At 38.2% G+C, this 22,863-nt stretch carries 28 protein-coding genes and 1 pseudogene; 19 read left to right on the top strand and 10 right to left on the bottom strand.

What is annotated here, in order from left to right; all coding sequences use genetic code 11:
• Nucleotides 1–194 precede the first annotated feature (194 nt).
• The 6 genes from X781_RS09285 to X781_RS12535 all read left to right on the top strand — a co-directional run bounded on the left by X781_RS09285 (nucleotide 195) and on the right by X781_RS12535 (nucleotide 3,384).
• Entirely contained in the window at nucleotides 195–1,025 is an 831-nt protein-coding gene (locus tag X781_RS09285; RefSeq protein ID WP_025236605.1) for a ZIP family metal transporter, read from the top strand.
• 3 nt (nucleotides 1,026–1,028) lie between these two features.
• A complete protein-coding gene (locus tag X781_RS09280; RefSeq protein ID WP_025236604.1) occupies nucleotides 1,029–1,448 on the top strand; it encodes a DUF805 domain-containing protein in 420 nt (139 codons plus the stop codon).
• Between the two features lies 1 nt (nucleotide 1,449).
• Entirely contained in the window at nucleotides 1,450–2,061 is a 612-nt protein-coding gene (gene yihA / locus X781_RS09275; RefSeq protein WP_025236603.1) for a ribosome biogenesis GTP-binding protein YihA/YsxC, read from the top strand.
• A 14-nt stretch (nucleotides 2,062–2,075) separates the two neighbouring features.
• Nucleotides 2,076–2,501, top strand: a complete 426-nt coding sequence (rraB, locus tag X781_RS09270; RefSeq protein ID WP_025236602.1) for a ribonuclease E inhibitor RraB — start codon at nucleotides 2,076–2,078, stop codon at nucleotides 2,499–2,501.
• Between the two features lie 201 nt (nucleotides 2,502–2,702).
• Nucleotides 2,703–2,933, top strand: a complete 231-nt coding sequence (locus tag X781_RS12540) for an IS110 family transposase (RefSeq protein WP_025236601.1) — start codon at nucleotides 2,703–2,705, stop codon at nucleotides 2,931–2,933.
• A gap of 256 nt (nucleotides 2,934–3,189) precedes the next feature.
• Nucleotides 3,190–3,384, top strand: coding sequence for a hypothetical protein (locus tag X781_RS12535; protein WP_025236600.1), 195 nt, complete (start codon nucleotides 3,190–3,192; stop codon nucleotides 3,382–3,384).
• A 25-nt stretch (nucleotides 3,385–3,409) separates the two neighbouring features.
• Here the strand turns inward: X781_RS12535 and X781_RS12075 are convergent.
• A pseudogene (locus tag X781_RS12075) lies at nucleotides 3,410–4,481 on the bottom strand (IS3 family transposase).
• 58 nt (nucleotides 4,482–4,539) lie between these two features.
• On the opposite strand from X781_RS12075, the gene X781_RS12685 reads away from it, so the two are divergent.
• Together X781_RS12685 and X781_RS12225 are read left to right on the top strand one after the other, a co-directional pair.
• Complete coding sequence (locus tag X781_RS12685) at nucleotides 4,540–4,635, top strand: hypothetical protein (protein WP_442914781.1); 96 nt, start codon at nucleotides 4,540–4,542, stop codon at nucleotides 4,633–4,635.
• A gap of 5 nt (nucleotides 4,636–4,640) precedes the next feature.
• The gene (locus tag X781_RS12225) at nucleotides 4,641–4,829 is read left to right on the top strand and encodes a hypothetical protein (protein WP_235068743.1); all 189 of its coding nucleotides are present in this window, start codon (nucleotides 4,641–4,643) and stop codon (nucleotides 4,827–4,829) included.
• Between the two features lie 61 nt (nucleotides 4,830–4,890).
• Here the strand turns inward: X781_RS12225 and argE are convergent, their stop codons facing one another.
• Genes argE through rdgC form a run of 4 tightly spaced genes read right to left on the bottom strand, consistent with a single transcriptional unit; the run spans nucleotide 4,891 to nucleotide 8,404 of the window.
• A complete protein-coding gene (argE, locus tag X781_RS09245; protein WP_025236599.1) occupies nucleotides 4,891–6,036 on the bottom strand; it encodes an acetylornithine deacetylase in 1,146 nt (381 codons plus the stop codon).
• Nucleotides 6,037–6,059: 23 nt separating this feature from the next.
• Complete coding sequence (locus X781_RS09240; protein WP_025236598.1) at nucleotides 6,060–6,857, bottom strand: DUF998 domain-containing protein; 798 nt, start codon at nucleotides 6,855–6,857, stop codon at nucleotides 6,060–6,062.
• 11 nt (nucleotides 6,858–6,868) lie between these two features.
• Complete coding sequence (locus X781_RS09235; protein WP_025236597.1) at nucleotides 6,869–7,474, bottom strand: beta-phosphoglucomutase family hydrolase; 606 nt, start codon at nucleotides 7,472–7,474, stop codon at nucleotides 6,869–6,871.
• A 21-nt stretch (nucleotides 7,475–7,495) separates the two neighbouring features.
• A complete protein-coding gene (gene rdgC / locus X781_RS09230) occupies nucleotides 7,496–8,404 on the bottom strand; it encodes a recombination-associated protein RdgC (RefSeq protein ID WP_025236596.1) in 909 nt (302 codons plus the stop codon).
• An 87-nt stretch (nucleotides 8,405–8,491) separates the two neighbouring features.
• Between rdgC and proC the strand changes: the two genes are divergently transcribed.
• Nucleotides 8,492–9,310, top strand: coding sequence for a pyrroline-5-carboxylate reductase (gene proC, locus X781_RS09225; protein WP_025236595.1), 819 nt, complete (start codon nucleotides 8,492–8,494; stop codon nucleotides 9,308–9,310).
• The gene (locus tag X781_RS09220; protein WP_025236594.1) at nucleotides 9,307–10,464 is read left to right on the top strand and encodes a 3-phenylpropionate MFS transporter; all 1,158 of its coding nucleotides are present in this window, start codon (nucleotides 9,307–9,309) and stop codon (nucleotides 10,462–10,464) included. Before proC ends, X781_RS09220 begins: the two co-directional genes overlap by 4 nt.
• Nucleotides 10,465–10,517: 53 nt before the next feature.
• Here the strand turns inward: X781_RS09220 and X781_RS09215 are convergent, their stop codons facing one another.
• Entirely contained in the window at nucleotides 10,518–10,730 is a 213-nt protein-coding gene (locus X781_RS09215) for a cold-shock protein (protein WP_025236593.1), read from the bottom strand.
• 325 nt (nucleotides 10,731–11,055) lie between these two features.
• Between X781_RS09215 and proQ the strand changes: the two genes are divergently transcribed.
• The 5 genes from proQ to X781_RS09190 all read left to right on the top strand — a co-directional run bounded on the left by proQ (nucleotide 11,056) and on the right by X781_RS09190 (nucleotide 16,673).
• Nucleotides 11,056–11,595 carry an RNA chaperone ProQ gene (gene proQ, locus X781_RS09210; protein WP_025236592.1) on the top strand — a complete coding sequence of 180 codons (540 nt, stop codon included), beginning with the start codon at nucleotides 11,056–11,058 and terminating at the stop codon, nucleotides 11,593–11,595.
• A 74-nt stretch (nucleotides 11,596–11,669) separates the two neighbouring features.
• The gene (gene prc / locus X781_RS09205; protein ID WP_025236591.1) at nucleotides 11,670–13,682 is read left to right on the top strand and encodes a carboxy terminal-processing peptidase; all 2,013 of its coding nucleotides are present in this window, start codon (nucleotides 11,670–11,672) and stop codon (nucleotides 13,680–13,682) included.
• A gap of 120 nt (nucleotides 13,683–13,802) precedes the next feature.
• Nucleotides 13,803–15,305: a L,D-transpeptidase family protein gene (locus tag X781_RS09200; protein ID WP_051411646.1), complete on the top strand. Its 1,503-nt coding sequence runs from the start codon at nucleotides 13,803–13,805 to the stop codon at nucleotides 15,303–15,305.
• Nucleotides 15,306–15,469: 164 nt separating this feature from the next.
• Nucleotides 15,470–16,024, top strand: coding sequence for a YcbK family protein (locus tag X781_RS09195; protein WP_025236589.1), 555 nt, complete (start codon nucleotides 15,470–15,472; stop codon nucleotides 16,022–16,024).
• A gap of 16 nt (nucleotides 16,025–16,040) precedes the next feature.
• Nucleotides 16,041–16,673, top strand: coding sequence for an MBL fold metallo-hydrolase (locus X781_RS09190; protein WP_025236588.1), 633 nt, complete (start codon nucleotides 16,041–16,043; stop codon nucleotides 16,671–16,673).
• Nucleotides 16,674–16,708: 35 nt separating this feature from the next.
• Here the strand turns inward: X781_RS09190 and X781_RS09185 are convergent, their stop codons facing one another.
• The 4 genes from X781_RS09185 to rsgA are packed head-to-tail and all read right to left on the bottom strand — an operon-like array spanning nucleotide 16,709 to nucleotide 19,093.
• Nucleotides 16,709–17,080, bottom strand: a complete 372-nt coding sequence (locus X781_RS09185; RefSeq protein ID WP_025236587.1) for a YcfL family protein — start codon at nucleotides 17,078–17,080, stop codon at nucleotides 16,709–16,711.
• 4 nt (nucleotides 17,081–17,084) lie between these two features.
• The gene (gene hinT / locus X781_RS09180) at nucleotides 17,085–17,444 is read right to left on the bottom strand and encodes a purine nucleoside phosphoramidase (protein ID WP_025236586.1); all 360 of its coding nucleotides are present in this window, start codon (nucleotides 17,442–17,444) and stop codon (nucleotides 17,085–17,087) included.
• A gap of 12 nt (nucleotides 17,445–17,456) precedes the next feature.
• Nucleotides 17,457–18,056 carry a ribonuclease HII gene (gene rnhB / locus X781_RS09175; RefSeq protein WP_200865334.1) on the bottom strand — a complete coding sequence of 200 codons (600 nt, stop codon included), beginning with the start codon at nucleotides 18,054–18,056 and terminating at the stop codon, nucleotides 17,457–17,459.
• A complete protein-coding gene (gene rsgA, locus X781_RS09170; protein ID WP_025236584.1) occupies nucleotides 18,056–19,093 on the bottom strand; it encodes a small ribosomal subunit biogenesis GTPase RsgA in 1,038 nt (345 codons plus the stop codon). The genes rnhB and rsgA overlap by 1 nt, the downstream gene beginning before the upstream one ends.
• A 443-nt stretch (nucleotides 19,094–19,536) precedes the next feature.
• Here rsgA and X781_RS09165 point away from each other — a divergent pair, with 443 nt between their 5' ends.
• From X781_RS09165 to X781_RS09150, 4 genes are read left to right on the top strand one after another with little or no spacing between them, the layout of a single operon-like run.
• On the top strand, nucleotides 19,537–20,427 hold the full coding sequence (locus X781_RS09165) for a transcriptional regulator GcvA (protein ID WP_025236583.1): 891 nt from the start codon (nucleotides 19,537–19,539) through the stop codon (nucleotides 20,425–20,427).
• 60 nt (nucleotides 20,428–20,487) lie between these two features.
• Entirely contained in the window at nucleotides 20,488–21,171 is a 684-nt protein-coding gene (gene yjjG / locus X781_RS09160) for a pyrimidine 5'-nucleotidase (RefSeq protein ID WP_025236582.1), read from the top strand.
• On the top strand, nucleotides 21,168–22,151 hold the full coding sequence (gene cysB / locus X781_RS09155) for an HTH-type transcriptional regulator CysB (protein WP_025236581.1): 984 nt from the start codon (nucleotides 21,168–21,170) through the stop codon (nucleotides 22,149–22,151). Before yjjG ends, cysB begins: the two co-directional genes overlap by 4 nt.
• Nucleotides 22,152–22,796: a hypothetical protein gene (locus X781_RS09150; protein WP_025236580.1), complete on the top strand. Its 645-nt coding sequence runs from the start codon at nucleotides 22,152–22,154 to the stop codon at nucleotides 22,794–22,796.
• Nucleotides 22,797–22,863 lie beyond the last annotated feature (67 nt).

Raw genomic sequence — 22,863 nt, 5'->3', positions numbered from 1 at the left:
AAATTCGACTTAGTGAGCTTCTTAAAGAAGCAAAAAAATTAAGAACGAACTCCAAGCCCCAAGGTAAAGAATCCGTGGGGTTTTTTATTAAATTTTACAAATAGAATCATCATCATAGCTATATTTACGCTATATTAATAGATTTGAATATTTGATAGAATAAATCCATATTGATTTTTTATGGCTAATTTGCTTTGTTTGAATATTTCCTTTCGCTTTCTCCTGTATGGCAGGCATTTTTAGCCGGGTTATTTACTTGGGGATGTACAATTTTAGGCTCATCATTTGTCTATTTTTTTAGATCGGTAAATCGAAAATTATTGGACAGTATGATGGGCTTTGCTGCCGGTGTGATGATTGCAGCTTCATTTTGGTCTTTGCTTTCACCTTCTTTAGACTATGCCGAAGCTGATTATGGTGAGCTTGCTTGGTTGCCGGCAGCGATTGGATTTCTTGCCGGTGGTGCTTTCATCAGACTAATTGACTATATTGTTCCACATTTACACCTCAGTAAGCCTATTGAGCAGGCAGAAGGAAATAAACAGCTTACAAAAGGATTGTCAAAAACCACTTTATTGTTTTTAGCCATTACGATCCATAATATTCCGGAAGGGTTGGCTATTGGTGTAACTTTTGGAGCTTTAGCAAGCCAAATGGCGAGTGTAGATGCTTCTATTATGGGGGCGATTGGCTTAGCAATAGGTATTGGTTTGCAAAATATTCCTGAAGGTTCTTCTCTTGCTCTTCCAATTAGAGCTGAGGGACATAGTAGAAAAAAAGCTTTTTGGTATGGTGCAATGTCTGCGGCAGTTGAACCTATTGCAGCGGTTATTGGCGCGATTTTTGTGCTTTCGATGACGGCAATTCTTCCTTATGCTCTTGCTTTTGCTGCTGGAGCGATGATTTTCGTTGTAGTAGAAGAATTAATTCCTGAATCACAAAGTAATGGGCATACAGATATTGCAACTTTAAGTTTAATGCTAGGATTCGTGGTAATGATGATATTAGATGTTGCTTTAGGGTAAGATATGATTTGGTATAATGCACTTTTTGGCTTTAAAGGTAGATTAAACAGGCAAGGATTTTGGATAGGTTTTTTGATTAACTTCATTTTCTTGTTGATAGTTGCTGTTTTTATGACAGATTTAACTAATTTAACTTTTTTAAGTTTTTTACCTCTATGGATTTCAGTATTTAGCCTATCTTCGATTATTGTGAAACGTTTGCACGATAGAGACCGCTCAGGTAAAGCCCTTTTAATGGTATTAGTGCCGATTATTTGCTACCTAGCATCAGCCTATACTCAAGGCATAATGAAAGTATTACTTGGCAATGTGATGCCTGCATTTATTGCAATGATCCTCTTCTTAGAATGGGGTATTTTTAAAGGAAACTCAAATCCAAACCAATACGGTGAGCGAGGCTTATCGTTTAAATTAAGAGAATAAAATGAAATTAAATTATCACAAAACCCATTTTTTAACTTCTGCACCGGATATTCGCCATTTACCTGAAGACATTGGCGTGGAAATTGCCTTTGCAGGGCGATCAAATGCCGGTAAATCGACGGCATTAAATGCTCTAACAAATCAAAAAAGTTTAGCGAGAACTTCTAAAACACCTGGTCGAACTCAGTTGATTAACTTATTTGAAGTTGAGCCAAACTGCAAATTGGTGGATTTACCGGGCTACGGTTATGCAGCTGTTCCAGAACAAATGAAAATTCAATGGCAAAAGGCATTGGGTGAATACTTACAAAAACGAGAATGCTTAGGTGGTGTAGTAATTTTAATGGATATTCGCCACCCATTAAAAGATCTTGACCAACAGATGATCGAATGGGCAGTTTCAGCAGATTTACCCGTTTTATTACTATTGACCAAAGCGGATAAATTAAGTCAATCCGCTCGCTCTAAACAAGTGAAAATGGTGCGAGAGGCAATTTTGCCTTTTCAAGGCGATATCCAAGTTGAGGCTTACTCGGCATTAAATAAAATTGGCGTGGATAAGCTCTCAGCTAAATTAGATAGCTGGTTTGCTCCCATATTAACTGAAGAATAAATGAGGAATTGAATATGTACAACTTAGAAGAATTACGTTCTGAAACCGATGAAATTATTGAGAATTTATTAAAAGACGGTTCAGATCCTGATGCACTTTACATTATTGAGCATCACGTCGCACACCGTGATTTTGATAAATTAGAGAAACTAGTGGTTGATGCTTATAAACTTGGCTATGAAATTTCCGAAGCGGAGGAAGTAGAAGAAGAAAATGGAAAAGTCATTTTTGTGTGTGATATTGTGAGTGAAATTAACTTAAACGCGGAACTCATTACGGCACAACAGAAAGAATTACTGCCTTTAATTGAAAAAGCGGGTGCTGAATATGAAGGCTGGGGAACGTATTTTGAAGACCCAAATGCCGATGACGATGAGTACGGCGATGATGGCGAGTTCTTCGATGAAGATGATGATTTTGATGAAGAGGCGTGTCATTAATAGCAAAATGTAGGGGCTAAATTTCAACTAGCCCCTTGTATCTCCCAATACCAAGTAAAATATAAGTCTCATGGTAAGAGATAGATTTGCTCCAAAGTGCTAGACACTGTGCTATAGATTAACTTATCCTGAGTTTCATTCGACAATCTTACATAGTGCCGTCAGCTCAGATGAGACACTGCATCGACAAGGACAAATACAATGAATGCACACCATTTTATCAGTATTGATATTGCTAAACATAAATTTGACGTCGCTTATCTCAAAGATAAAGCCCGTCAAACAGTAAAAATAAAAGTGTTGGAAAATAACCCGAAAGGCTTTTCCCAACTCCTTGATTGGATAAAGAAAAATATTAGCGATGACTATATTACGCTTGAACCGACCGGCGTGTACTACGAAGCATTGGTTTACTTTTTACACGACAAATAAGTTCATCGTCAATTTAATCAACCCTGCCTGTTTTCCTAAATTTGCTGAATATAAAGGCTTCATGCATAAAAACGACCAGGGCGACAGTAAATCATTAGCCTTGTTCGGGGCAGAAACTTCCCTTAAACAGTTGACAGCCTGAACCCTTGACAATTCATCAACTCAAAGCGAAGCTCGCTTGGCTTGAAGCTTCAAAAGGCGATTTATTACGAGAAAATAACCGCTTGGAACAGGTGTTATCGGGTAATGTGAGGTATTGCAATCTATTTATGCCATTCGCACGGCGTTGCAATCGGCTATTCAAGCTTTATCACAGAGTATTGATGGTAATCCGGACCTCAAAAATGGCAAGACATTACTTAAAAGCATATCCGGTGTTGGCGAAGTGATTGCCAATCAAGTGCTTGTGGTTTACTACAGCAAACGTTTCCAAAAAGCCGCCGATATGTGATCTGTCCCCAAAAAGTTAGACTCATTTAATTCAAGGACTGAGTTCTGTATTCCACAGGGCTGAGTCCTTTTAGTTTCACTTGAATATGCTCATTGTTGTAGTAATGAATGTAATCGTGAATAGCTTTCTTCAGTTCGGCAAAGGTTTCAAATCGCTTGCCAAAATAGCATTCTGTTTTCAAACGTCCAAAAAAACTTTCCATTGCCCCATTATCCAAGCAGTTTCCTTTTCTTGACATACTTTGCCTAATGCCGTTTTTTCGACAAATTTCCCTAAAACTTGCCATCTGATATTGCCGACCTTGGTCAGAATGCAGTATCGGTTTTGCACCGTTAAGCTTTGCTATCGCCTGCGTCATCATTCGGCTAATCTGCTCAAAATGAGGGCTTTCTGCTAAATCATAGGCGATAATTTCACCATTGAACAAATCCTTGATTGGCGATAAATAGAGCTTGCCTTCTGCACATTTAAATTCCGTGATATCAGTAACCCATTTCTCATTGGGCTTGGTGGTTTGGAAATTTCGTCCCAACAGATTATCCGCAATCTTACCCACTTACCATTGATACGAGCGGTATTGTAATGCCTTTACGAGATTTGCCTTTTCCGCATTTTTTGTTGGTTGTACTCCTGCAACTTTTTTAGTAAAGCTACCTCCGCTTCCAATTCTAAAATGCGATAACGCAAGCGTTCTTCTTCGGTTTGGGGTGGCGGTGGCATTTTCGGGTATTTCGGTTTCATTGTCGGACGACCTTTGGGTTTGGGTAATAAGCCGTTTATACCCTGTTTATCAAGGCTTGCAACCATTGACTGATGATACCTGAATTGGCAATCCCAAAATGAAAACAAGCGTTTCTTGCAGAAAATTGTCCGTTTTTGACCGCTTGTACAACGGATAATTTAAATTCGGGTGAGTAAATCCGCTTTTTACCTAAAACAGCTAACCCATTGTTTCCATTATGATTATATTGGTTAATCCAACGCTCTAATGTTGTTTTGGCAAGCTGAAAATGCTGACGAGTGAGTGATCGATTTTTCCCGTTTTGAAGATAAAATTCGATCACTTGTTGTTTGAAAGATTGGTTGTATTTAGTCATAAAAAAATCTGCACCTTATCAGTTGGTTATTTAGTCCAACTTTTGGGGGGCAGATCATATGGCTGCCTTTTTAGGATTAATTCCCAAAGAGATAAAATCATGGCTTATGCAAGGCAAAACCACGTTGAGTAAGAGGGGCTCACCACACGGCTAAGAGCATTGCTCTTTTTACCTGCCGTTGTTGCCAAATGCTGTAACCCTGATATTGAAGCCCATTACGACCGATTACTTGCCAAAGGTAAAACCAAAATGCAAGCGGTCGGTACGGCAATGAGATGCTTAGTACATATCTGCTTTGAGGTATTAAAGAACCAGTCTGTTTACCAATCACGGATAGTTTTAGCGTAATGCAAAAACAATTTGACTTTGAGGTTGGGAGGCAGTATCTACATCATTAATGTTTCTAATTCTATCGACAGAAATGATAAATCAACTTGGTTAATAGTTCTTTCGTCGGCTCAATATATTTCATTTCTAAAAATTCATTAGGCTGGTGAGCTTGCTCAATTGAGCCAGGTCCTAGCACGAGTGTAGGGCAGAGTTGCTGAATAAATGGGGCTTCGGTGCAGTAGTTTACTGCATCACATTTTTCACCTAATAATTTTTCAACCACTTGTACGATTTGGGCGGAGTGTTCGCATTCATAGCCCGGAATGCCGTCGTGTATCGGGCGGATGTCAATTAAATCGCCATATTGTTCAAGCATAGGTTTTAAGTATTCATCAACCATTGCGTATAAATCGGCTAACGGCATATTTGGCAATGGTCGCATATCAAACTGTAATTCACAGCAAGCACAAATGCGGTTAATCGCATCGCCACCACGAATGTTACCGAAGTTCATTGTCGGGTGAGTAACTTGGAAAAGCGGATTATGATATTTCTCTTTCAGGTCATCACGCATTTTCATTAAGTAGCCGATAGATTCGTGCATCAATTCAATTGCATTAATCCCTTTACTTGGGTCGCTTGAGTGCCCGCTTTTACCTGTGATTCTGACTGATTCCCCCATATGTCCTTTATGGGCTCGAATTGGCTTAAGTGAGGTCGGCTCGCCGATAATGGCACAATCTGGGCGAATGTGGGTGTGCTGTGCGAAGGTTTTTGCCCCAAGCATCGTGGTTTCTTCATCCGCAGTGGCTAAAATGCGGATCGGCTTTTTGATTTGCGATAAGTCAATTTGGCTGACTACCTCCACTACAAAAGCAAAAAAGCCTTTCATATCCGCTGTGCCTAAGCCGTATAATTTCCCCTCTTTTTCGGTTAGTTTGAAGGGGTTAAATGTCCATTTGCCATCATCAAACGGCACGGTGTCGGTATGTCCTGCCAGTAATAATCCACCTTCGCCCTCGCCATAGGTTGCAAGTAAGTTGTATTTATTACGGCTGCCTTCAACCGCTAAAATGTCGGTTTTAAAGCCAAAATCGGCAAGCCAAGTGGCGAGTAATTCAATCAATGCACGGTTTGATAAATCATTTTCTGCCACTAGGCTTGAAATCGTGGGTAGCTCAATAAGTTGTGCATAGCGGTTAATAAACGGAATGTTGTGTTTCATAGTTTATCCTGTTGTATCTTATTTTATGTTTCTATAGGGCGAGTTAATGACGGAATTTTTCTTAACCGTTTAATAATGGCAAAACCGGCTAAAATTTCCCACATCATAATAGTGTAAATGCCTGCTCGCTCAATTAATGGACTGAAAATCGTCGGTAAGAACATTGTAATTAAAATACAAACTGCCCCGATAATGCCTGCCGTAATGCTAAAACGTTTGAAAAAACGCATTGTTGGGTGGTAAATATCTAGCCCTGCGATAATCAAAGTTAAGTTACCAATTAAAAAAGTGATGCTTGCCCCTAGATTGTAAATACCAAATTCCCCCTGGCTTGTCGGTTGAATACCCGAAATTAACGAGCAACCAATTGCAAAACCGAGTGCTAAAACTAAGCCGATAACACGCAGTTTATTGTGGGTAATGTGGGTAATGCCGATTGCATAAATAAAGAAAAAAACGATCGCTTGTATCACAAACATCGTACGCATTACGATGGAGAGGGGAGAGAGTTCGGTGATTTTTCCATCAAGCATTGTGCCAACAGGCACAAGCAATTCTAAGGTGCTGTGGTGGAAATAGGTAGTAAGCGATCTTTCACTGAATAAAATTGTGAAATGTTCTGCCAGTAGGTAAAAAACACCACTGAAACTAGAAACAATCGCAATGATAGATACTAGAAATGCACAGCTTTTGCGAAAGCAAGGATGCATCAGAAAAGGGTAAAATTTCACCCCAAATGAACCGCTTGTAAAATAGTTTTCCACCGCTTTTGAAATTGCGATTAATTTTTGTACGAGATTTTTAATCCACTCTGTTTTCATAACGACCTTTATTAACGAGTTGCGTGGGTTAATGTATGGGTTCGCACATCGAACACGTCCATTCCACCGCTAAGAGCGGCTTGCACGCCTAAATCGGCATCTTCAAATATCAAACAACGATGAGCAGGCACACCCAGTTTTTCAGCACATTTTAAAAATGTTTCAGGATCTGGCTTATGGTTGCTTACATCATCAGAATCTACAATAACCGAAACATATTGACGTAGGTTAAATTTTTCGTCTAATAATTCCACCATTGCACGGTGCGAACCTGTACCGATTGCCATTGGTTTTTTACCGAGATTGGCTTTCACTATCTCGAAAGCGGGCAGTAATGTTGCATTTTCAGGAATTAATTCCATACCAAATTGGCGTTTTAATTTAACCACTTCATCAAAATAATGCTCCGGCATATTAGCTCGCTTCATTGTTTCACGGGCAATCACAAAGGTAGTTGAGCCGCTGAGTTCAAACATTGCCTCTGAAGTTAAAGGATAGCCCAACAGCTCGCCTACTTTTTCCCACGCTTTGGCGTGGCTTGGCATAGTGTCAATTAATGTGCCGTCCATATCAAAAATAAGGGCATCGTATTGGTCAATAATAGTTTGATCTAACATTGCTTTTCCTAAATTTTGGTCCTAAATTCTGGCTTTAAGCCCACCAAATTCTTCAATTATTTTAGCGGTAAAGGTTTTTAATTCTTCCGTCATCAGCAAGAAATCGGCATCAAAACGTTGGGCGATATCTTCTTTTAGAATATCATCGTTTTTCTCACGCACTTCATCAGCAAATTTAAGGCGAGAAAGCGTGGCATCTTCATTGAGAACACAAGAGAAATGGGCTTCCCACTCAATTGCAAGTTTTGTGATAAATTTACCCGCTTGTAAGTGCTGGGCGATTTCTTCTGTTTCCAAATCTTGGCGTTTGCAGCGGATAACGCTGTCGGTATCAAAGGATTTCAGCTCGGCTTCTTCTAATAAAGTTAGCCAACTTGGTGTATGCCCTTTTGCAATCCAGTTTGTCATCACTTCTGATGGCGAAAGCGTAAACGAAATTGGCACAACAGGTAATGAGCCAAGCGTTTTACGCAGTAATGCAAGGGTATCTTCTGCTCTCTTACTTGAAGCAGCATCAACATAAACCAATTGATTATCTAAATCTAACCAAAGAGCGGTAAATTGATGCTTGCTAAAGGCTCGAGGTAAAAGATTAGACACCACCTGATCTTTCACTGCCTGCTTTTCGGTTTTTTTGAGTTTACGAGCCTCTTTTTCTTCCAATTCTGCAATGCGTTGCTCGGTTTCTGCTTTGACTACATTGGCAGGCAGTAATTTATCCTCTTTGTGTGAAACCAGCAAAAATTGATTACCTTGTGAAAAATGAAGTAAATCAGACCCTTTTAGTGGACTAGACCAGCCGAATTTACTCATATCAAATTGAGTACAAGGCGTGAATTTTGTTTCTTGTAATAAATCTTCTAGGCTTTTGCTATCAAGCGAAAGCTCGCCGGTTAATTTATAAATCATCACATTTTTGAAGAAAACCATTTTTGCCTGTCCTTTTAGAGAAATCTTTTAAGGTGTAGAATAAGGTATTTTAACAGAGCCAACCCCAACACAGTAGAGAATTTGCAAATGAACAGTAAAAAACTTGCCTTTATCGGCACGGGCAATATGGCATTCGCCATTATTCAAGGTTTATTGAGAAGCGGTTATCACGCTTCTCAAATCATTGCGTGTAATAAAAGCAATATTGCTCGGAGAGAGGCATTACAAGCGGTCGGAATTTCCACACATTTTGCAAATCGTGAAGCGGTAGAACAAGCGGAAGTGGTGGTGTTAGCGGTTAAACCTCAGGTGATGGCAGAGGTTTGTGCAGAATTTGCGGACATCGATTTTTCAAATAAATGGGTCATTTCTGTTGCCGCAGGAATTTCGGTAAAACGCTTGGAAGAGTTGCTTCCAACAGCGAAAAATATTATCCGCACAATGCCGAATACGCCTTCATTGATTGGTGAAGGAATGACGGGGCTATTTGCAAAAAAATCGGTAAATTCGACCGCTTGTGAATTTTCTGAGAACTTAATGAGTGCGGTAGGGAAATGTTATTGGGTGGAAACTGAGGACAAAATCAACCACATTATTGCCATTACCGGCTCAAGTCCTGCTTATTTTTTCCGTTTTATGGAAGTAATGCAACAAAGTGCAATGCAAATGGGTTTTAGCGAGCAAGATGCAAGATTGCTTGTGCAATCTGCCGCACTTGGAGCGGCAAAATTAGTAGAGGCAAATCCAACAGTTCCCCTTTCAACCTTACGAGAAAATGTAACGTCCAAAGGTGGCACAACGGCTAAAGCCCTTGAGGTATTTGAGCAAGCCAATCTTGCCGATACGGTAGATAAAGCAATGTGGGCGGCAATTTACCGTGCTGAGGAAATGGAGAAGTCATTATGATAGCGGTTTCACCGTTTAAATGGGCGGCATTTAACTATTTCGGTTTCTTTTGTGCCTACGGCGTAATACTGCCATTTTTACCTGTTTGGCTAAAGCATCACGGCTATTCCACTGAAATTATCGGCTTACTGGCTGCTGTAGGCTACCTGTTTCGCTTTGGCGGCAGTATGCTGGCTTCGCAGCGAGTAAAAGCGGTAAACCAGCTTATTCCAACCGCAAGAACCTTAACGTGGCTAAATATTGCAGTTGCCGTTGTGCTGGCATTTTCTGGCGATTCTATTTGGTTGGTCTTTCCTGTCTTAATGCTGTTTCAAATGTTTAATTCAGGGGCGATGCCGATTGCAGATAGTATAGCTTCCATTTGGCAACGACAAGTCGGTTTGGATTATGGTAAAGCCAGACTTTTTGGCTCAATCGCATTTGTGGTTGGTTCGCTTTGCGGTGGCTATTTTATCGGGCAGCTAGGCGAAGATATTGTAGTTTGGGTTATTATTGGCTTTCTAGTCTTGTTTGGCATTGGGCAATTCGCTAGACCAACAGTTGGTTTTGAAGATAAGAATGTGGTAACTAATGGCTCTAATGTAACTTACTTAGCCTTATTAAAAGAACCTACCACCTTACGAATGTTAATTGCGGTATCGTTAATTTCAGCTTCCCACGCGACTTATTACACCTATAGCACCATTCATTGGTCAAATGCAGGCATTTCAACGGAAATCACCAGTTTATTTTGGGGATTAGCGGTGGTATCGGAGATTTTGTTCTTTTTAGTCTCTAAACAGTTGTTTAAGTCGTGGAAAATTAGTCATTTGATGATTTTATCTGCGGTATTTGCTTTTATCCGCTGGGGGATTATGGGGAGTACAACAGATATTGTATTAATGATTTTTGCACAAATGTTACACTCAGTTACCTTTGGGGCTTCTCATATTGCAATGATTCGTTATATTTCAATGCAATCGGCAGAAAATATTACGAAGTTGCAAGGCTTATATTTCGGTTTGGCAAGCTGTGCGTTTATGGCGATATTTACCTTTGTAGCGGGAATGATCTATCAATATTCGCCAAGTTTAACCTTCTGGTTAATGGCGGCTTTTGTTGTACCGGTGATGTTTATTGTACCGAAAAAATTTGAGGTACAGATTTTGAAATAAGCATAAAAAATGCCGACATTATGTCGGCATTTATTTTTAAAAATCGTTAAAAATTAGATTTTTTTCACGTTTACTGCTGATGCACCACGATCTGAATCTTGGATCTCAAATTGTACTTTTGCACCATCTTCTAAAGTACGGTAGCCACCGTTTGCTTCGATTGCAGAGAAGTGAACGAATACATCTTTTCCGCCTTGGTCTGGAGTGATGAAACCAAAACCTTTAGTTGAATTGAACCATTTTACTGTACCAGTAACTGCTGACATAGGATTTTCCTTATAAATATAAAAAGTGATAAAAGATAGCTAGACGGGATATTACAGACGCATCTATCAATCACTTACCTTTTAGGAAAATAACTAAAAAGATTCAACTACTAATTAACACACGAAAAGCTTTTACCATTAGAGCATTTATTCATTTTTTAAGCAAATGATTTTTACGCTTTTGTGAACATTTATCTAAAAAAATAGTCTGTTTTTTGTAAAACGAATATGCGATTTATATGGACGAAGCTTTATAAATCAAATATAGTATTAAGTTAGATTTTAACTTAGCAAATTCTCGAATTTTTTATTAACGGAACTTATTATGTCGGAACAACAAGTAGAGCAAACAACAGAACAGACTAACAATAAAACGAACCCAAGCACAAAGGAAGTGATTGGGTATTTAGCGGAAAAATTCCCGCTTTGTTTCACTGTTGAAGGGGAAGTTAAACCGCTAAAAGTGGGGCTTTTCCAAGAATTAGCAGAAGCGTTAAAAGATGATGAAAAAGTAAGTAAAACCTTATTACGTCAAGTGTTGCGTAACTATACAAATTCTTGGCGTTATTTAGCTGCAAGCCAACCGAATGCAGCTCGTGTCGGTTTACAAGGCGAAGAAGTTGGCTTTGTAACAGAAGAAGAAGCAACTCACGCAGCAGAAACCTTAGCAGCAGCTAAAGCAGTTGTTGCAGAGCGTAAAGCACAAGAACGTAAAGAGCAACGTAAAGAATTCTTTAAGCAAAAAGCACGTGAAGAAAATGCTAAAAAACGTGTGGCTTCTAAAGCAAAAAAAGTAGCAGATAATTTACCTAAAGCATCAGAGGAAAAATTAGCAGCTTTAGCAAGTAAATTTGGTCGTAAATAATATGTATAGTGGGCGTATAAACGCCCTTTGCAAATTTTTATCGTTTTATGACCGCTTGTAGATTGGAAAAGAAAATGAAATTAACAAAATTAAACAAAATAGTTGCACTAACTTTAGGTTTATTGGTTAGCAATGTCTTTGCGGTTCAACCTGATATTAAAGAGAATAACATTGTTATTCCAAAACCAAGTGAACAGCACAGCTTATCAACCAAACGTGTTACAGCTCGTCTCACTCAATCTCATTATCATAAATTCCAACTAAATGATGAGTTTGCATTGAAAATTTTTAACCGTTATGTTGATTGGCTTGATCCATCGCATAATACTTTCTTGCAATCGGATATTGATGAAATGCATAGCAAATATGCTATGTTATTAGATGATGATCTATACGCCGGTAAATTAGATGCAGCATTTGCAATGTATGAGCTGATGTCTAAACGCCGTTATGAACGTTATAGCTACGCATTGTCTTTATTGGATAAAGAGCCGGATTTAAAAGGTAGCGATAAAATTGAGATAGACCGTGAAAAAGCGGCATTCCCAACAAGTGTGGAAGAAGCGAATACACTTTGGGAACAGCGTGTCAAAAACGATATTATCAATTTATATTTGAAAGATAAAAAATGGACTGATATTAAGAAAACTTTAGTCAAACGTTATAATTTTGCAATTAAACGTTTAACTCAAGTGAAAGCAGATGATATTTTACAAACTTACTTGAATTCATTTTCTCGTGAGATTGACCCTCATACCAGTTATTTATCGCCTCGTGCGGCAAAAGCCTTCCAAGAAAGTATGAATCTTTCATTAGAAGGGATTGGGGCAACACTTACTCAAGAAGATGATGTAACCAGTATTAAGTCTTTAGTGCCGGGTGCTCCAGCCGCGAAAAGTAAGAAACTTGTGGTTGGCGATAAAATTATCGGCGTTGGTCAAGGTGAGAAAGGCGAAATTGAAGATGTTATCGGTTGGCGTTTAGATGATGTAGTCGATAAGATTAAAGGTAAAAAAGGCACAAAAGTTCGCCTAGAGATTGAGCCGGAAAAAGGCGGGAAAACGAAGATCATCACACTTGTGCGTGATAAAGTGCGTATTGAAGATAGTGCAGCTAAATTAACTCTTGAGAAAGTAGATGGAAAAAGTGTTGGGGTAATTAAAATTCCAACCTTCTATATTGGCTTAACTGAAGATGTGCGTAAATTATTAGCGGATATGAGTAAGCAAAATGTGGAAGGTTTAATCATCGATCTGCGTGAGAACGGTGGTGGTTCATTAACGGAAGTGATTGAATTAACGGGTTTATTTATTAAAGGTGGACCGGTAGTTCAAGTGCAAGATGCCTTTAACCGTATCAAAGTACACGAAGATCCTGAATCAAAAATCGTTTATGACGGTAAAATTATGGTAATGATTAATCGCCATAGTGCATCGGCTTCCGAGATTTTTGCAGCTGCAATGCAGGACTATAACCGTGCGATTATTGTTGGTCAGCAAACCTTTGGTAAAGGTACAGTGCAGCAAAGCCGTTCGTTGAATTTTGTGTATGATTTAGATAAAGAGCCATTAGGTTTTATTCAATATACAATTCAAAAATTCTATCGTATTAATGGTGGTAGTACTCAGCTGAAAGGAGTTGATGCGGATATTAAATTCCCTGAAATCATTAATGCGGAAAAAACTGGCGAAAGTTTTGAAGACAACGCTCTGCCTTGGGATAAAGTGCCTGCAGCGACATATCAAGAAGCGGGTAATGCACGCAATGCAGTTTCAGAGTTAAAAACGAAACACGAAGAGCGTATTGCGAAACATCCGGAGTTCATCGTATTAAATGAAAATATCGCTATTCGTAAAGAGCGTGATGAGCGTAAATTCTTATCGTTAAATTTAGAAGAGCGTTTGAAAGAAGAGAAAACCGATGATGTAAAACGCTTGAAAGATATTAATGCCCGTTTCGCAAGAGAAGGCAAAAAAGCATTGAAAAGCATTGATGATTTACCAAAAGATTATGAAGCACCTGACTTTTTCTTAAAAGAAACTGTACAAATGGTAGTAGATTGGTCGAATATTGGTAAAAAACCATAAATGTGTTTATAATATACACAAATATTGCCGCTTAGATTACTAAGCGGTCTATTTTTTGAAAAAATTTGCAAATGATATTAAGAGGAAGAGTGGGTGAAAACCTTTAAATTATTACCTATTATGATGGCTTTTTCAGGTTTAGCTTTAGCTGAAACGGCAACAGTTACTCAGGCTACAGCTACACCTGTTGTGCAAGATACAATTTTACCGCAGTTAAGTTTTGCAGCCCAACAAGCTCGTGCCGCAGAATTGGTAAAACAGGCAGATTATGCGTTAGCTCAAGAACAAATTCGCCAAGAGCAAGCAAGAAAATTTGCAGAGGCAGAAGCGAGAGTGAATCAAGAAATTGGTAATAATGCCCTATTACTAAACCAAGCGACAACAAAAGTTTATTTAGACAATGAATTTGCCACAATGTGGAATGACAAAGCTGCAGAAAAAGCTTTTTTAAAAGAATATGCTTTATTTGCTGCAAGTGGTGTATCGTCTAAATCTGCTAAAGCATTACAACAAATCTTAAATCAGCCGGAAGGTTTGGGTAGAGATATTTTATTAACAGATGGCTTTTTAGATTATTTGTATTACAACAAAAATGTGTTTAAAAATGCCAATAACTGGTTATATAACTTAGGAAGCTACTCACCTAAAGCCCCTTCTCTGGAACAAATTACTAAATGGACGAGTGCGGTAAAAGATGGTTCATCAGGTCAGTTTGTAACTAATCTTGTGCCAAGAAATCATTTATATCGTGATACTGTGGAAAGAGTATTAGCAATGGCAGGTGGTTCATCTTCAGCAAAATCTAAAAAAGGTAAAGTAGCGGGGGGAGAAGTAGCAAATAATGGCGGTTCTTTCTATAAATTAGCACTAAATGCTCAACGCTTGCGTATTATTCCAAGTTTCAATAACGGTATTTTTGTGAATATTCCAAGTTATCAATTATATTACTTCCGTGATGGGGCATTGGCTTTGCAGTCTAAAGTGATTGTTGGACGAGCTGATCGTAAAACGCCTGTAATGTACAGCAAATTAAGTAATGTTGTAGTAAATCCGCCTTGGAATGTTCCAACGAGTATTATGACAAAAGATATTGTGCCAAAACTTGCCCGTGATCCAGGCTATGCAGATCGTGCTAGTTTTGAAATTTTAGATGGCAGCGGTAATAAAATTAATCCGCGTAGCGTGAATTGGTCGCAGTATTTAAATGCAAAAAGTACACCATACCGTATTCGCCAGCAAGCAGGTGATGATAGTGCATTAGGTCGCTATAAATTTAATATGCCAAGTTCAGATGCAATTTATTTACACGATACGCCAAACAGAGGACTATTTGGTAAGACAGACAGAGCGTTAAGTTCAGGTTGCGTGCGTGTAGAAAAAGCAGATGATTTAGCGACAATCCTTCTTAAAGAATCAGGTTGGAGCGTGGATAAAAAGAACCAAGTGTTAGGTAGTAAAAAAACCACTTCTGCACAAATTCGCTCGGATAACCCGGTTTATTTATATTATGTAACTGCTTGGGTTGAAGGTGGAAAAGTACAAACTTTGCCGGATATTTACAACCTTGATGCGAAAATTCCACAATATTCAATTAGTTGGGGAAAAGTTAAAAGTTTGATTTAACGTAATACATCACAAGCTCCAAGAAGATCCGGTATCTTCTTGGAACTTTTTTATAATTTAGATTACTAATTGTAATCTATGATTAAAAATTACACTATAGATTTACAGAAATTCGTTTATCGAAGCGATTTTCTCTAAATTATTAGCTAACCTATGAGGAAAAAATGAAACAAATTGATGTTCAACGCCGTAAGTGGTTATCACTCGGCGGACTTGTTTTAGGGGCTAGCCTTCTGCCGGGTCAAGTAATGGCAGCTCTTTCTACCCCTGCCCCTGCTGCATTACGTTTTCGTAATATTAATACAGGTGATACCTACACAGCGAAATTTGGTGCAGGTGGTTTAAATAAAAAAGATCTCGGTCAATTAAATTATTTGATGCGAGATCGTCATATCAATCAAGTTAAAGCGATTGATCCAAAATTATTCGTTAAACTTAACCAATTACAGCGTCGTTTAGGTTTCCATAATGCAGAAATTCTAGTATTAAGTGGTTATCGCTCGGCACAAACTAATGCAAGAATGCGTCGTAGAAGTCGTGGTGTAGCACATCATAGCTATCATATTCTTGGTCAAGCAGTAGATTTTCAAGTTTCAGGAGTGCCTTTAAATAAAGTAAGGCAAGCAGCAGAAAGTTTGAAAAATGGAGGGGTTGGTTACTATCCTCGTAGTAATTTTGTTCACGTTGATACCGGTCCTGTTCGTACTTGGAGAGGCTAACAAGCGGTCATATTTTATGTTTAATTTGCAAATTATTCCTGTTAGCCCATTCCAGCAAAATTGTACTGTGATATGGGATAACAATAAAAATGCAGCTATTATTGATGCCGGTGATGATGCAGACCGTATCATTCAATTTGTAGAATCTCAAAATTTAAACGTGCAAAAATTGCTGATTACTCACGCACATTTAGATCATATTATGGCTGTTAAAGCTGTTAGAGATCATTTTAACGTTGAAGTGTTTGGTTCTCAGATAGCAGATAAACCGTTATTTGAACATTTACCTGAAATGTGCCAACAATTTGGCTTACCAGCGGTAGAAGGATTTTATCCGGATCACTGGCTAGAAGAAGGCGATGTGGTTGAGGTAGGTGAGTTAAAATACCATATTCGCCACTTGCCGGGACACGCACCGGGACATATTGGTTTCTTTGATTTTGAGAATAAAATCGCTTTTAGTGGTGATGTTTTATTCCAAGACAGCATTGGAAGAACTGATTTGTATATGGGGAGTTATGATCAGCTTTTAGAAACTATTCGTACTAAAATGTTTGATTTAGATGATGATTTCATCATTGTGCCGGGGCACGGCTCACATACCACTATTGGGCGAGAAAAACAGAGTAATCCGTTTTTGAAGTCGTAGAGATAAAAAAGCAGAGTTTTCACTCTGCTTTTTTACTATCTTGCACCTCGCAAATAAAGCCGGTAATTATGGCTTTCTTCAGTAGGTTTAATTAATGCCACGGTCTGTTTTTGCTTTGGCTGTAGCCATAATGGTTGCCAGCCTGAACTTTCTGAAATACCATTTGGTGATTGGGTTACACCATCTTTATCGTACCAAAATAGCTTGTAAATCATATTGAGCGGAAAATCTGTTAAGTTAGTGGCACTAAAGGTTTTGCCATTGGTATTGAGTTCCACTTTTTGTGCAATATTTTCCTCAATATTAACAATAGGCTTTGAACCTGTTGGTAAATAGCTTACCGGCTTGCTTGCACAAGCGGTTAAAAAGAGTGAAAAAATTGCAAAAGTAAAATAGGATAAACGCATAATGTTACTTCGCCACTAATGGACCTAATTTCTCTCCACCAAGTAAGTGCATATGAATGTGGAACACTTCTTGCCCTGCGTTTTTATTACAATTCATAATTAAACGATAGCCATCTTCGGCAATACCTTCTTCTTTAGCAATTTTGGCTGCAACGGTAAATAAACGCCCTAATGCTAACTCATCTTCAGCAGTAACGTGATTAACGGTTGGAATAAATTTATTCGGAATAATCAGAATATGCGTAGGGGCTTGTGGAGAAATATCACGAAATGCCGTAACAAGCTCGTCTTGATAGACAATATTGGCAGGAATTTCTTTGTTGATGATTTTGGTAAAAATCGTTTCTTGGTATTCTGTAGTCATAAAATGTTCCTTCTAGTCAATTAAGCCTAATACTTTTTTCACTGGGGCAAAACTTTTGCGATGATAAGGTGTTGCCCCAAATTCAATTAACTTTTCAAAATGTAACTTAGTCGGATAGCCTTTGTGTTTGGCAAAACCGTATTGCGGAAATTGTTTATCTAATTCCTCCATTTCTTGATCACGAGCTACTTTGGCAATAATCGATGCGGCACTGATTTCAGCTACTAAGCTATCACCTTTAACTACTGCTTGTGTCGGCACGGAGAATTGTGGTGGGCGATTGCCATCAACTAAGATGAAATCGGGCTGAATATGTAGACCTTCCACAGCACGTTGCATCGCTAACATAGTGGCGTGAAGAATATTTAATTCATCAATTTCAGCCGGTTCAGCTCGACCAAGCGACCAGCTCAGGGCTTTTGCTTTAATTTCTTCTGCCAATACTAAGCGTTTCTTTTCCGATAGTTTTTTAGAATCCATTAACCCTTCAATCGGATTATTAGGATCTAAAATCACTGCTGCGGTTACAACTGCTCCAACTAATGGACCTCGCCCGACTTCATCAACGCCTGCAATCAATTGGGCGTTTGGATAGATAAACTCACTCATTATTATACTTCTTCTTTTCTAAAATGGCGTTGGCTTTTGGTTTCAGACAGGCTTTCAATTAAGCGGTGGTAATTTTCAAACCGAATTGCAGAAATTTTACCATTTTCGACCGCTTGTTTTAATTCACAGCCCGGGTCGTTTTTATGTTTGCAATCACGGAATTTGCAAGTACCTAGCACTGATTGAAATTCACGATAGCCAAGCGTAATTTGTTCCGGCTCTAAATGCCATAATCCAAATTCACGAATACCCGGCGAGTCAATTAATTGACCGCCTTGTGGTAAATGGTATAAACGTGAAGCGGTAGTAGTATGTTGCCCCAATCCTGAATTATCACTTACAGATCCTGTGAGTGCATTGACTTCCGGCATAAGCTGGTTAATAAGGCTCGATTTTCCTACACCTGATTGACCAACGAAAATGGATGTTCCTTTTGCAAGATATTGATGCAAAGCGTGTATATTCTCGCCGGTATCGGCGGATAGGCAAAGTGTTTCATAGCCAATATCTTCGTAAATTTTTAATTGTTCTTGAACGGCTTTTCGTTCTGTTTCATCAAGTAAATCAATTTTGTTCAGCACGATAAGAGCCGGGATATTGGCAGTTTCGCAAATGACTAAATAGCGATCAATAATATTGAGTGAAAGCGTAGGCACAACTGCTGACACGATGATGATTTGATCAATATTTGATGCCATTACTTTAATACCATCATAATAATCGGGGCGGGTAAGCTCATTTTTACGAGGGAATACAGCTTCAATTACGCCACTGATGCCCTGTAGCTGTTCACTGCCTTTACGCCAAGAAACACGATCACCCACCACTACATTTTTTAATGTACGGCGGATATTACAACGGAAAATTTCACCTGCTTCAGTTTCGACATCAGCGTGTTTAACGTGGCGAGTTACTACAATGCCTTGTTGCATTTCGCCCAGCATATCATCTTGCCATTCAATCTCTTTTTTATTGATACGTTTATGATGATTAGACTTAATTCTACGTTGTTGATTGTGGGTTAGTTTTGGTTTACTCAAAAGGATACTCTGCTATTAAAAAATAGTTATGGTGTTAGAATACTATAAAACCTATGTTTATAACAGATGAAAGTGAAAGAATAAAAGAGTATAAAAGCTAGAATAAATATAACGAATAATATAGAATGGCAACCAATCTTTTATATTTACCTTTAGATAGAAAAAACCGCCCAAAGTGGGCGGTTATAAACCAATACGGTTCAAAATATACAGGAAGTGAAACGAGTAACTTTCGTTACTCCAGTCTAGTTTCCTAGACCAATATGCAAACACAACATCATACTTAAAATTTAGGAATAGAATAAATTCTACGACTATCCATTAAGTATGGAGAATATTTTATTGTTTCTACTTTCAGTCATCAAGCGAATTTTTTTTATTTTAACCATCAGAAAAAATAATGGAATTGCTTTATTTTAGCAGTTAATTATATTTGAAATACTATGAACAGAAAACTTCCACCGCTCAATGCATTAAAAGCATTTGAATCTGCTGCCCGCCATTTGAATTTTACCAAAGCGGCAGAAGATCTCTTTGTAACTCAAGCCGCTGTTAGTCATCAAATTAAGTTATTAGAAGACTTTTTAGGGGCTTCGTTATTTCATCGTCGTAACCGTTTATTAGAATTAACGGAGTTAGGGGCACAATATTTCTATGAGGTACAACCTTTATTGGAACAAATTGCATTAGCAACTGATAAAGTTCGTCAGCAGAGCTGTCGCCAAATTCTGACTATCAGTGTGCCACAAACCTTTGGTATGCACTGGCTAGTACCACGTTTAGCTGATTTTCACGATAAATACCCAGACATTGAAGTGCGTATTAAAGGTGTGGATCAAGATGAGGGATTACTTGGTAAAGAAACCGATGTAGCCATTTATTACGGTAAAGGCGATTGGCAGGACTTGGAATCTATCCGTTTAACGGAATCTCGCATTGTGATTTTAGCCTCGCCAGAGTATTTATCGAAAAATCGCATTCAGTCGGCAAAAGATTTAGTTGATAAGCATTTGTTACACTCTTCTACTCATAACAAATGGAAAAGAATGGTAGAGCATCTCAATATAGCAGATAAAGTTGATGCAGAAACAGGTTCTATTTTTAGTCATACGTTTATGGTATTGCAAGCAGCTATGCACCAGCAAGGTGTAGCGATTGCGAATAAAGTTCTAGCCCAACACGAAATTGAAAAGGGTACGTTAATTGAACCTTTCCCAACAGCATTATTTGATGAGAAATCGTTTTATGTGGTGTATCCATTTCAATCGGCTCAAGTGCCAAAAGTGAAGTTTTTTGTAGAGTGGATACAACAAAAAATGGCAGAATGTGAATAAATTGCCATATTTGCAAATTTTTTGAAAATTTTCACCGCTTGTAGTAATAAAAGGAAGATTATGAAATACCAATGGGTATTATTTGATGCTGATGAAACTTTATTTTCATTTAATTCTTATTTTGGCTTGAAAGCAATGTTAGCTCGTTATCAAATTGATTTCAGCGAGCAAGATTATCAAGATTTCCAAGCCATTAATAAGCCACTTTGGGTTGCTTATCAGAATAATGAAATTACGGCACAAGATATTCAAACACGCCGTTTTGCGAAATTATCGGAACAAACGGGTGTTGAACCATTCAGATTAAACCAAGAATTAATGGCGGAAATGGCGTTGATTAGCCAGCCGTTAGCCGGGGTAATTGAGACATTAAACGCTTTGTACGGCAAAGTAAAAATGGGCATTATCACCAATGGTTTTACCGAATTACAGCAAAAGCGTTTAGATAATACTCAAACTTCGCATTTTTTTGATATTGTAGTGATTTCAGAGCAGATTGGAGCAGCTAAGCCTGATCGCCAAGTATTTGACTATGCTTTTGCTTTAATGGACGAATTTGACCGCACTAAAGTATTGATGGTGGGCGATACACTCGCTTCTGATATTTTAGGTGGGAATAATTCAGGTATTGATACTTGTTGGCTCAATACACTCAATCTAAAAAATGAAACGAATATCAAGCCAACTTATGAAATTAACACGATTAATCAAATTATTGAGATTGTAGAAGGAACACAGGGATGAAACTACAGCAGCTACGTTACATTGTGGAAATAGTAAATCAGAATTTGAATATTACTGAAGCCGCAGAAGTGCTTTACACTTCTCAACCGGGCATTAGTAAGCAGGTTCGCTTATTAGAAAGTGAGCTGGGGATTAATATTTTTGAACGTAATGGTAAGCACGTTAAAGGATTAACACCTGCGGGCGAGAAAATCGTAGCAATTGCCCGTGAGTTATTGGTTAAAGCTCAGAGTATTAAATCTGTAGCAGAGGAACAAACTCGCCCGAATAAAGGAGTGTTAAGAATTGCGACCACTAATACTCAAGCTCGCTATATGTTGCCTGAAGTCATTGAAAAGTTCAAAGCTCGTTATCCGGAAGTGAGTTTGCATTTGCATCAAGGTTCGCCTAATCAAATTTATGATGCGTTAATGGCAGGCGAGGTGGATTTAGCTATTACTACAGAAGCACAATACTTATTTGAAGACGCAATATTGCTGCCTTGCTATTGGTGGAATCGTTCAGTTATTGTTAAACCGGATCACCCATTGGCAACTTTTGTGAACCAAAGTCAAAATTTAACTGTCGAAGAACTAGGTAAATATGATTTGATCACCTATACCTTTGGGTTTACGGGGCAATCAGATTTAGATCACGCTTTCAATAAGGAAGGCATTTTGCCAAATATTGTGTTTACCGCAACCGATGCAGATGTGATTAAAACTTATGTCCGTTTAGGTTTAGGGGTCGGAATTATGGCATCAATGGCATATACTGAGGCGGATAAAGATTTAGTTGCAATCAATGCAAGTCATTTATTCCAACCAAGTATGACTCAAATCGCATTTAAACGAGGGACATTCCTTCGTAATTATATGTATGATTTTATTCATTATTTTTCGCCACATTTAACACGAGTGCAAGTGGAGAAAGCAGAACAATTGCGAGATAACAATGCAATCTCAAGATTGTTTGAACGTGTATCTTTAGAGGAGAAGTAGATGAAAATTTGGCAGAAACTTACCACTGTTATTATTGCAACATCAGGGTTAATTTCCACTGCTTACGCAGATAGCTACAATATTAAATATAGCTCAAATTATTTAATGCCAGCCTACATTAACTTCAATAATGGCGGAGGAAAATATAATATTCAAGCTAAAATCAACGTACCTTTGTACAATATTGTATTTACTGCAAAAGGAACAGAAAAAAACGGGCAGTTTGATATGTTAAGTTACCGAGATACGCGTAACGGTAAAACTTATGCAATGGCAGAAATTGATTCTAAAACAGTAAAATATGGAAAAGTAAAAGAGCCATTAAAAGAAGAAGCATTAACAATGCCAACTTATGATTTGTTTACTACTGCATTCCAGCTGAGCTATTACGATAAATTACCAACAAGTTTCCAAACTACGAACGGTAAAAAACTTTATCCAACGCCAAATGTGCAACTACGCAAATCACAAAAAGAAGTAAAATCGGGTGGGAAAACGTATCAAGAAATCACTTATAAGTTTAGAACCAGCGATAAAAAAGATATCACGGTTAAAAAATATGACGGAGAGAAATTCCCACGTTATATTTCCTACAGCCGAGATGGTGATAACTACGAGCTAACCTTCGATGGTTTTGTGAAGTAAAATGTAATTTACAAGCGGTTGATTTTGTAAAATTTTTTGCAAAATCGACCGCTTGCAGATTTTGGAT

This window comes from Mannheimia sp. USDA-ARS-USMARC-1261, from assembly GCF_000521605.1.
Lineage (GTDB): Bacteria > Pseudomonadota > Gammaproteobacteria > Enterobacterales > Pasteurellaceae > Mannheimia > Mannheimia indoligenes.
This window is presented reverse-complemented; position numbering and strand designations above follow the sequence as displayed.

Coding starts and splice junctions, on each gene's coding strand:
- X781_RS09165 (WP_025236583.1), top strand. CDS start 19,537: ATGAACAGAAAACTTCCACCGCTCAATGCATTAAAAGCATTTGAATCT.
- X781_RS09200 (WP_051411646.1), top strand. CDS start 13,803: ATGATGGCTTTTTCAGGTTTAGCTTTAGCTGAAACGGCAACAGTTACT.
- X781_RS09280 (WP_025236604.1), top strand. CDS start 1,029: ATGATTTGGTATAATGCACTTTTTGGCTTTAAAGGTAGATTAAACAGG.
- rdgC (WP_025236596.1), bottom strand. CDS start 8,404: ATGGTTTTCTTCAAAAATGTGATGATTTATAAATTAACCGGCGAGCTT.
- X781_RS09220 (WP_025236594.1), top strand. CDS start 9,307: ATGATAGCGGTTTCACCGTTTAAATGGGCGGCATTTAACTATTTCGGT.
- X781_RS09215 (WP_025236593.1), bottom strand. CDS start 10,730: ATGTCAGCAGTTACTGGTACAGTAAAATGGTTCAATTCAACTAAAGGT.
- X781_RS09235 (WP_025236597.1), bottom strand. CDS start 7,474: ATGTTAGATCAAACTATTATTGACCAATACGATGCCCTTATTTTTGAT.
- hinT (WP_025236586.1), bottom strand. CDS start 17,444: ATGACTACAGAATACCAAGAAACGATTTTTACCAAAATCATCAACAAA.
- yjjG (WP_025236582.1), top strand. CDS start 20,488: ATGAAATACCAATGGGTATTATTTGATGCTGATGAAACTTTATTTTCA.
- rraB (WP_025236602.1), top strand. CDS start 2,076: ATGTACAACTTAGAAGAATTACGTTCTGAAACCGATGAAATTATTGAG.
- X781_RS09240 (WP_025236598.1), bottom strand. CDS start 6,857: ATGAAAACAGAGTGGATTAAAAATCTCGTACAAAAATTAATCGCAATT.
- argE (WP_025236599.1), bottom strand. CDS start 6,036: ATGAAACACAACATTCCGTTTATTAACCGCTATGCACAACTTATTGAG.
- X781_RS09185 (WP_025236587.1), bottom strand. CDS start 17,080: ATGCGTTTATCCTATTTTACTTTTGCAATTTTTTCACTCTTTTTAACC.
- X781_RS09190 (WP_025236588.1), top strand. CDS start 16,041: ATGTTTAATTTGCAAATTATTCCTGTTAGCCCATTCCAGCAAAATTGT.
- X781_RS09195 (WP_025236589.1), top strand. CDS start 15,470: ATGAAACAAATTGATGTTCAACGCCGTAAGTGGTTATCACTCGGCGGA.
- yihA (WP_025236603.1), top strand. CDS start 1,450: ATGAAATTAAATTATCACAAAACCCATTTTTTAACTTCTGCACCGGAT.
- prc (WP_025236591.1), top strand. CDS start 11,670: ATGAAATTAACAAAATTAAACAAAATAGTTGCACTAACTTTAGGTTTA.
- cysB (WP_025236581.1), top strand. CDS start 21,168: ATGAAACTACAGCAGCTACGTTACATTGTGGAAATAGTAAATCAGAAT.
- proC (WP_025236595.1), top strand. CDS start 8,492: ATGAACAGTAAAAAACTTGCCTTTATCGGCACGGGCAATATGGCATTC.
- X781_RS12685 (WP_442914781.1), top strand. CDS start 4,540: ATGGCTGCCTTTTTAGGATTAATTCCCAAAGAGATAAAATCATGGCTT.
- X781_RS09150 (WP_025236580.1), top strand. CDS start 22,152: ATGAAAATTTGGCAGAAACTTACCACTGTTATTATTGCAACATCAGGG.
- X781_RS12540 (WP_025236601.1), top strand. CDS start 2,703: ATGAATGCACACCATTTTATCAGTATTGATATTGCTAAACATAAATTT.
- proQ (WP_025236592.1), top strand. CDS start 11,056: ATGTCGGAACAACAAGTAGAGCAAACAACAGAACAGACTAACAATAAA.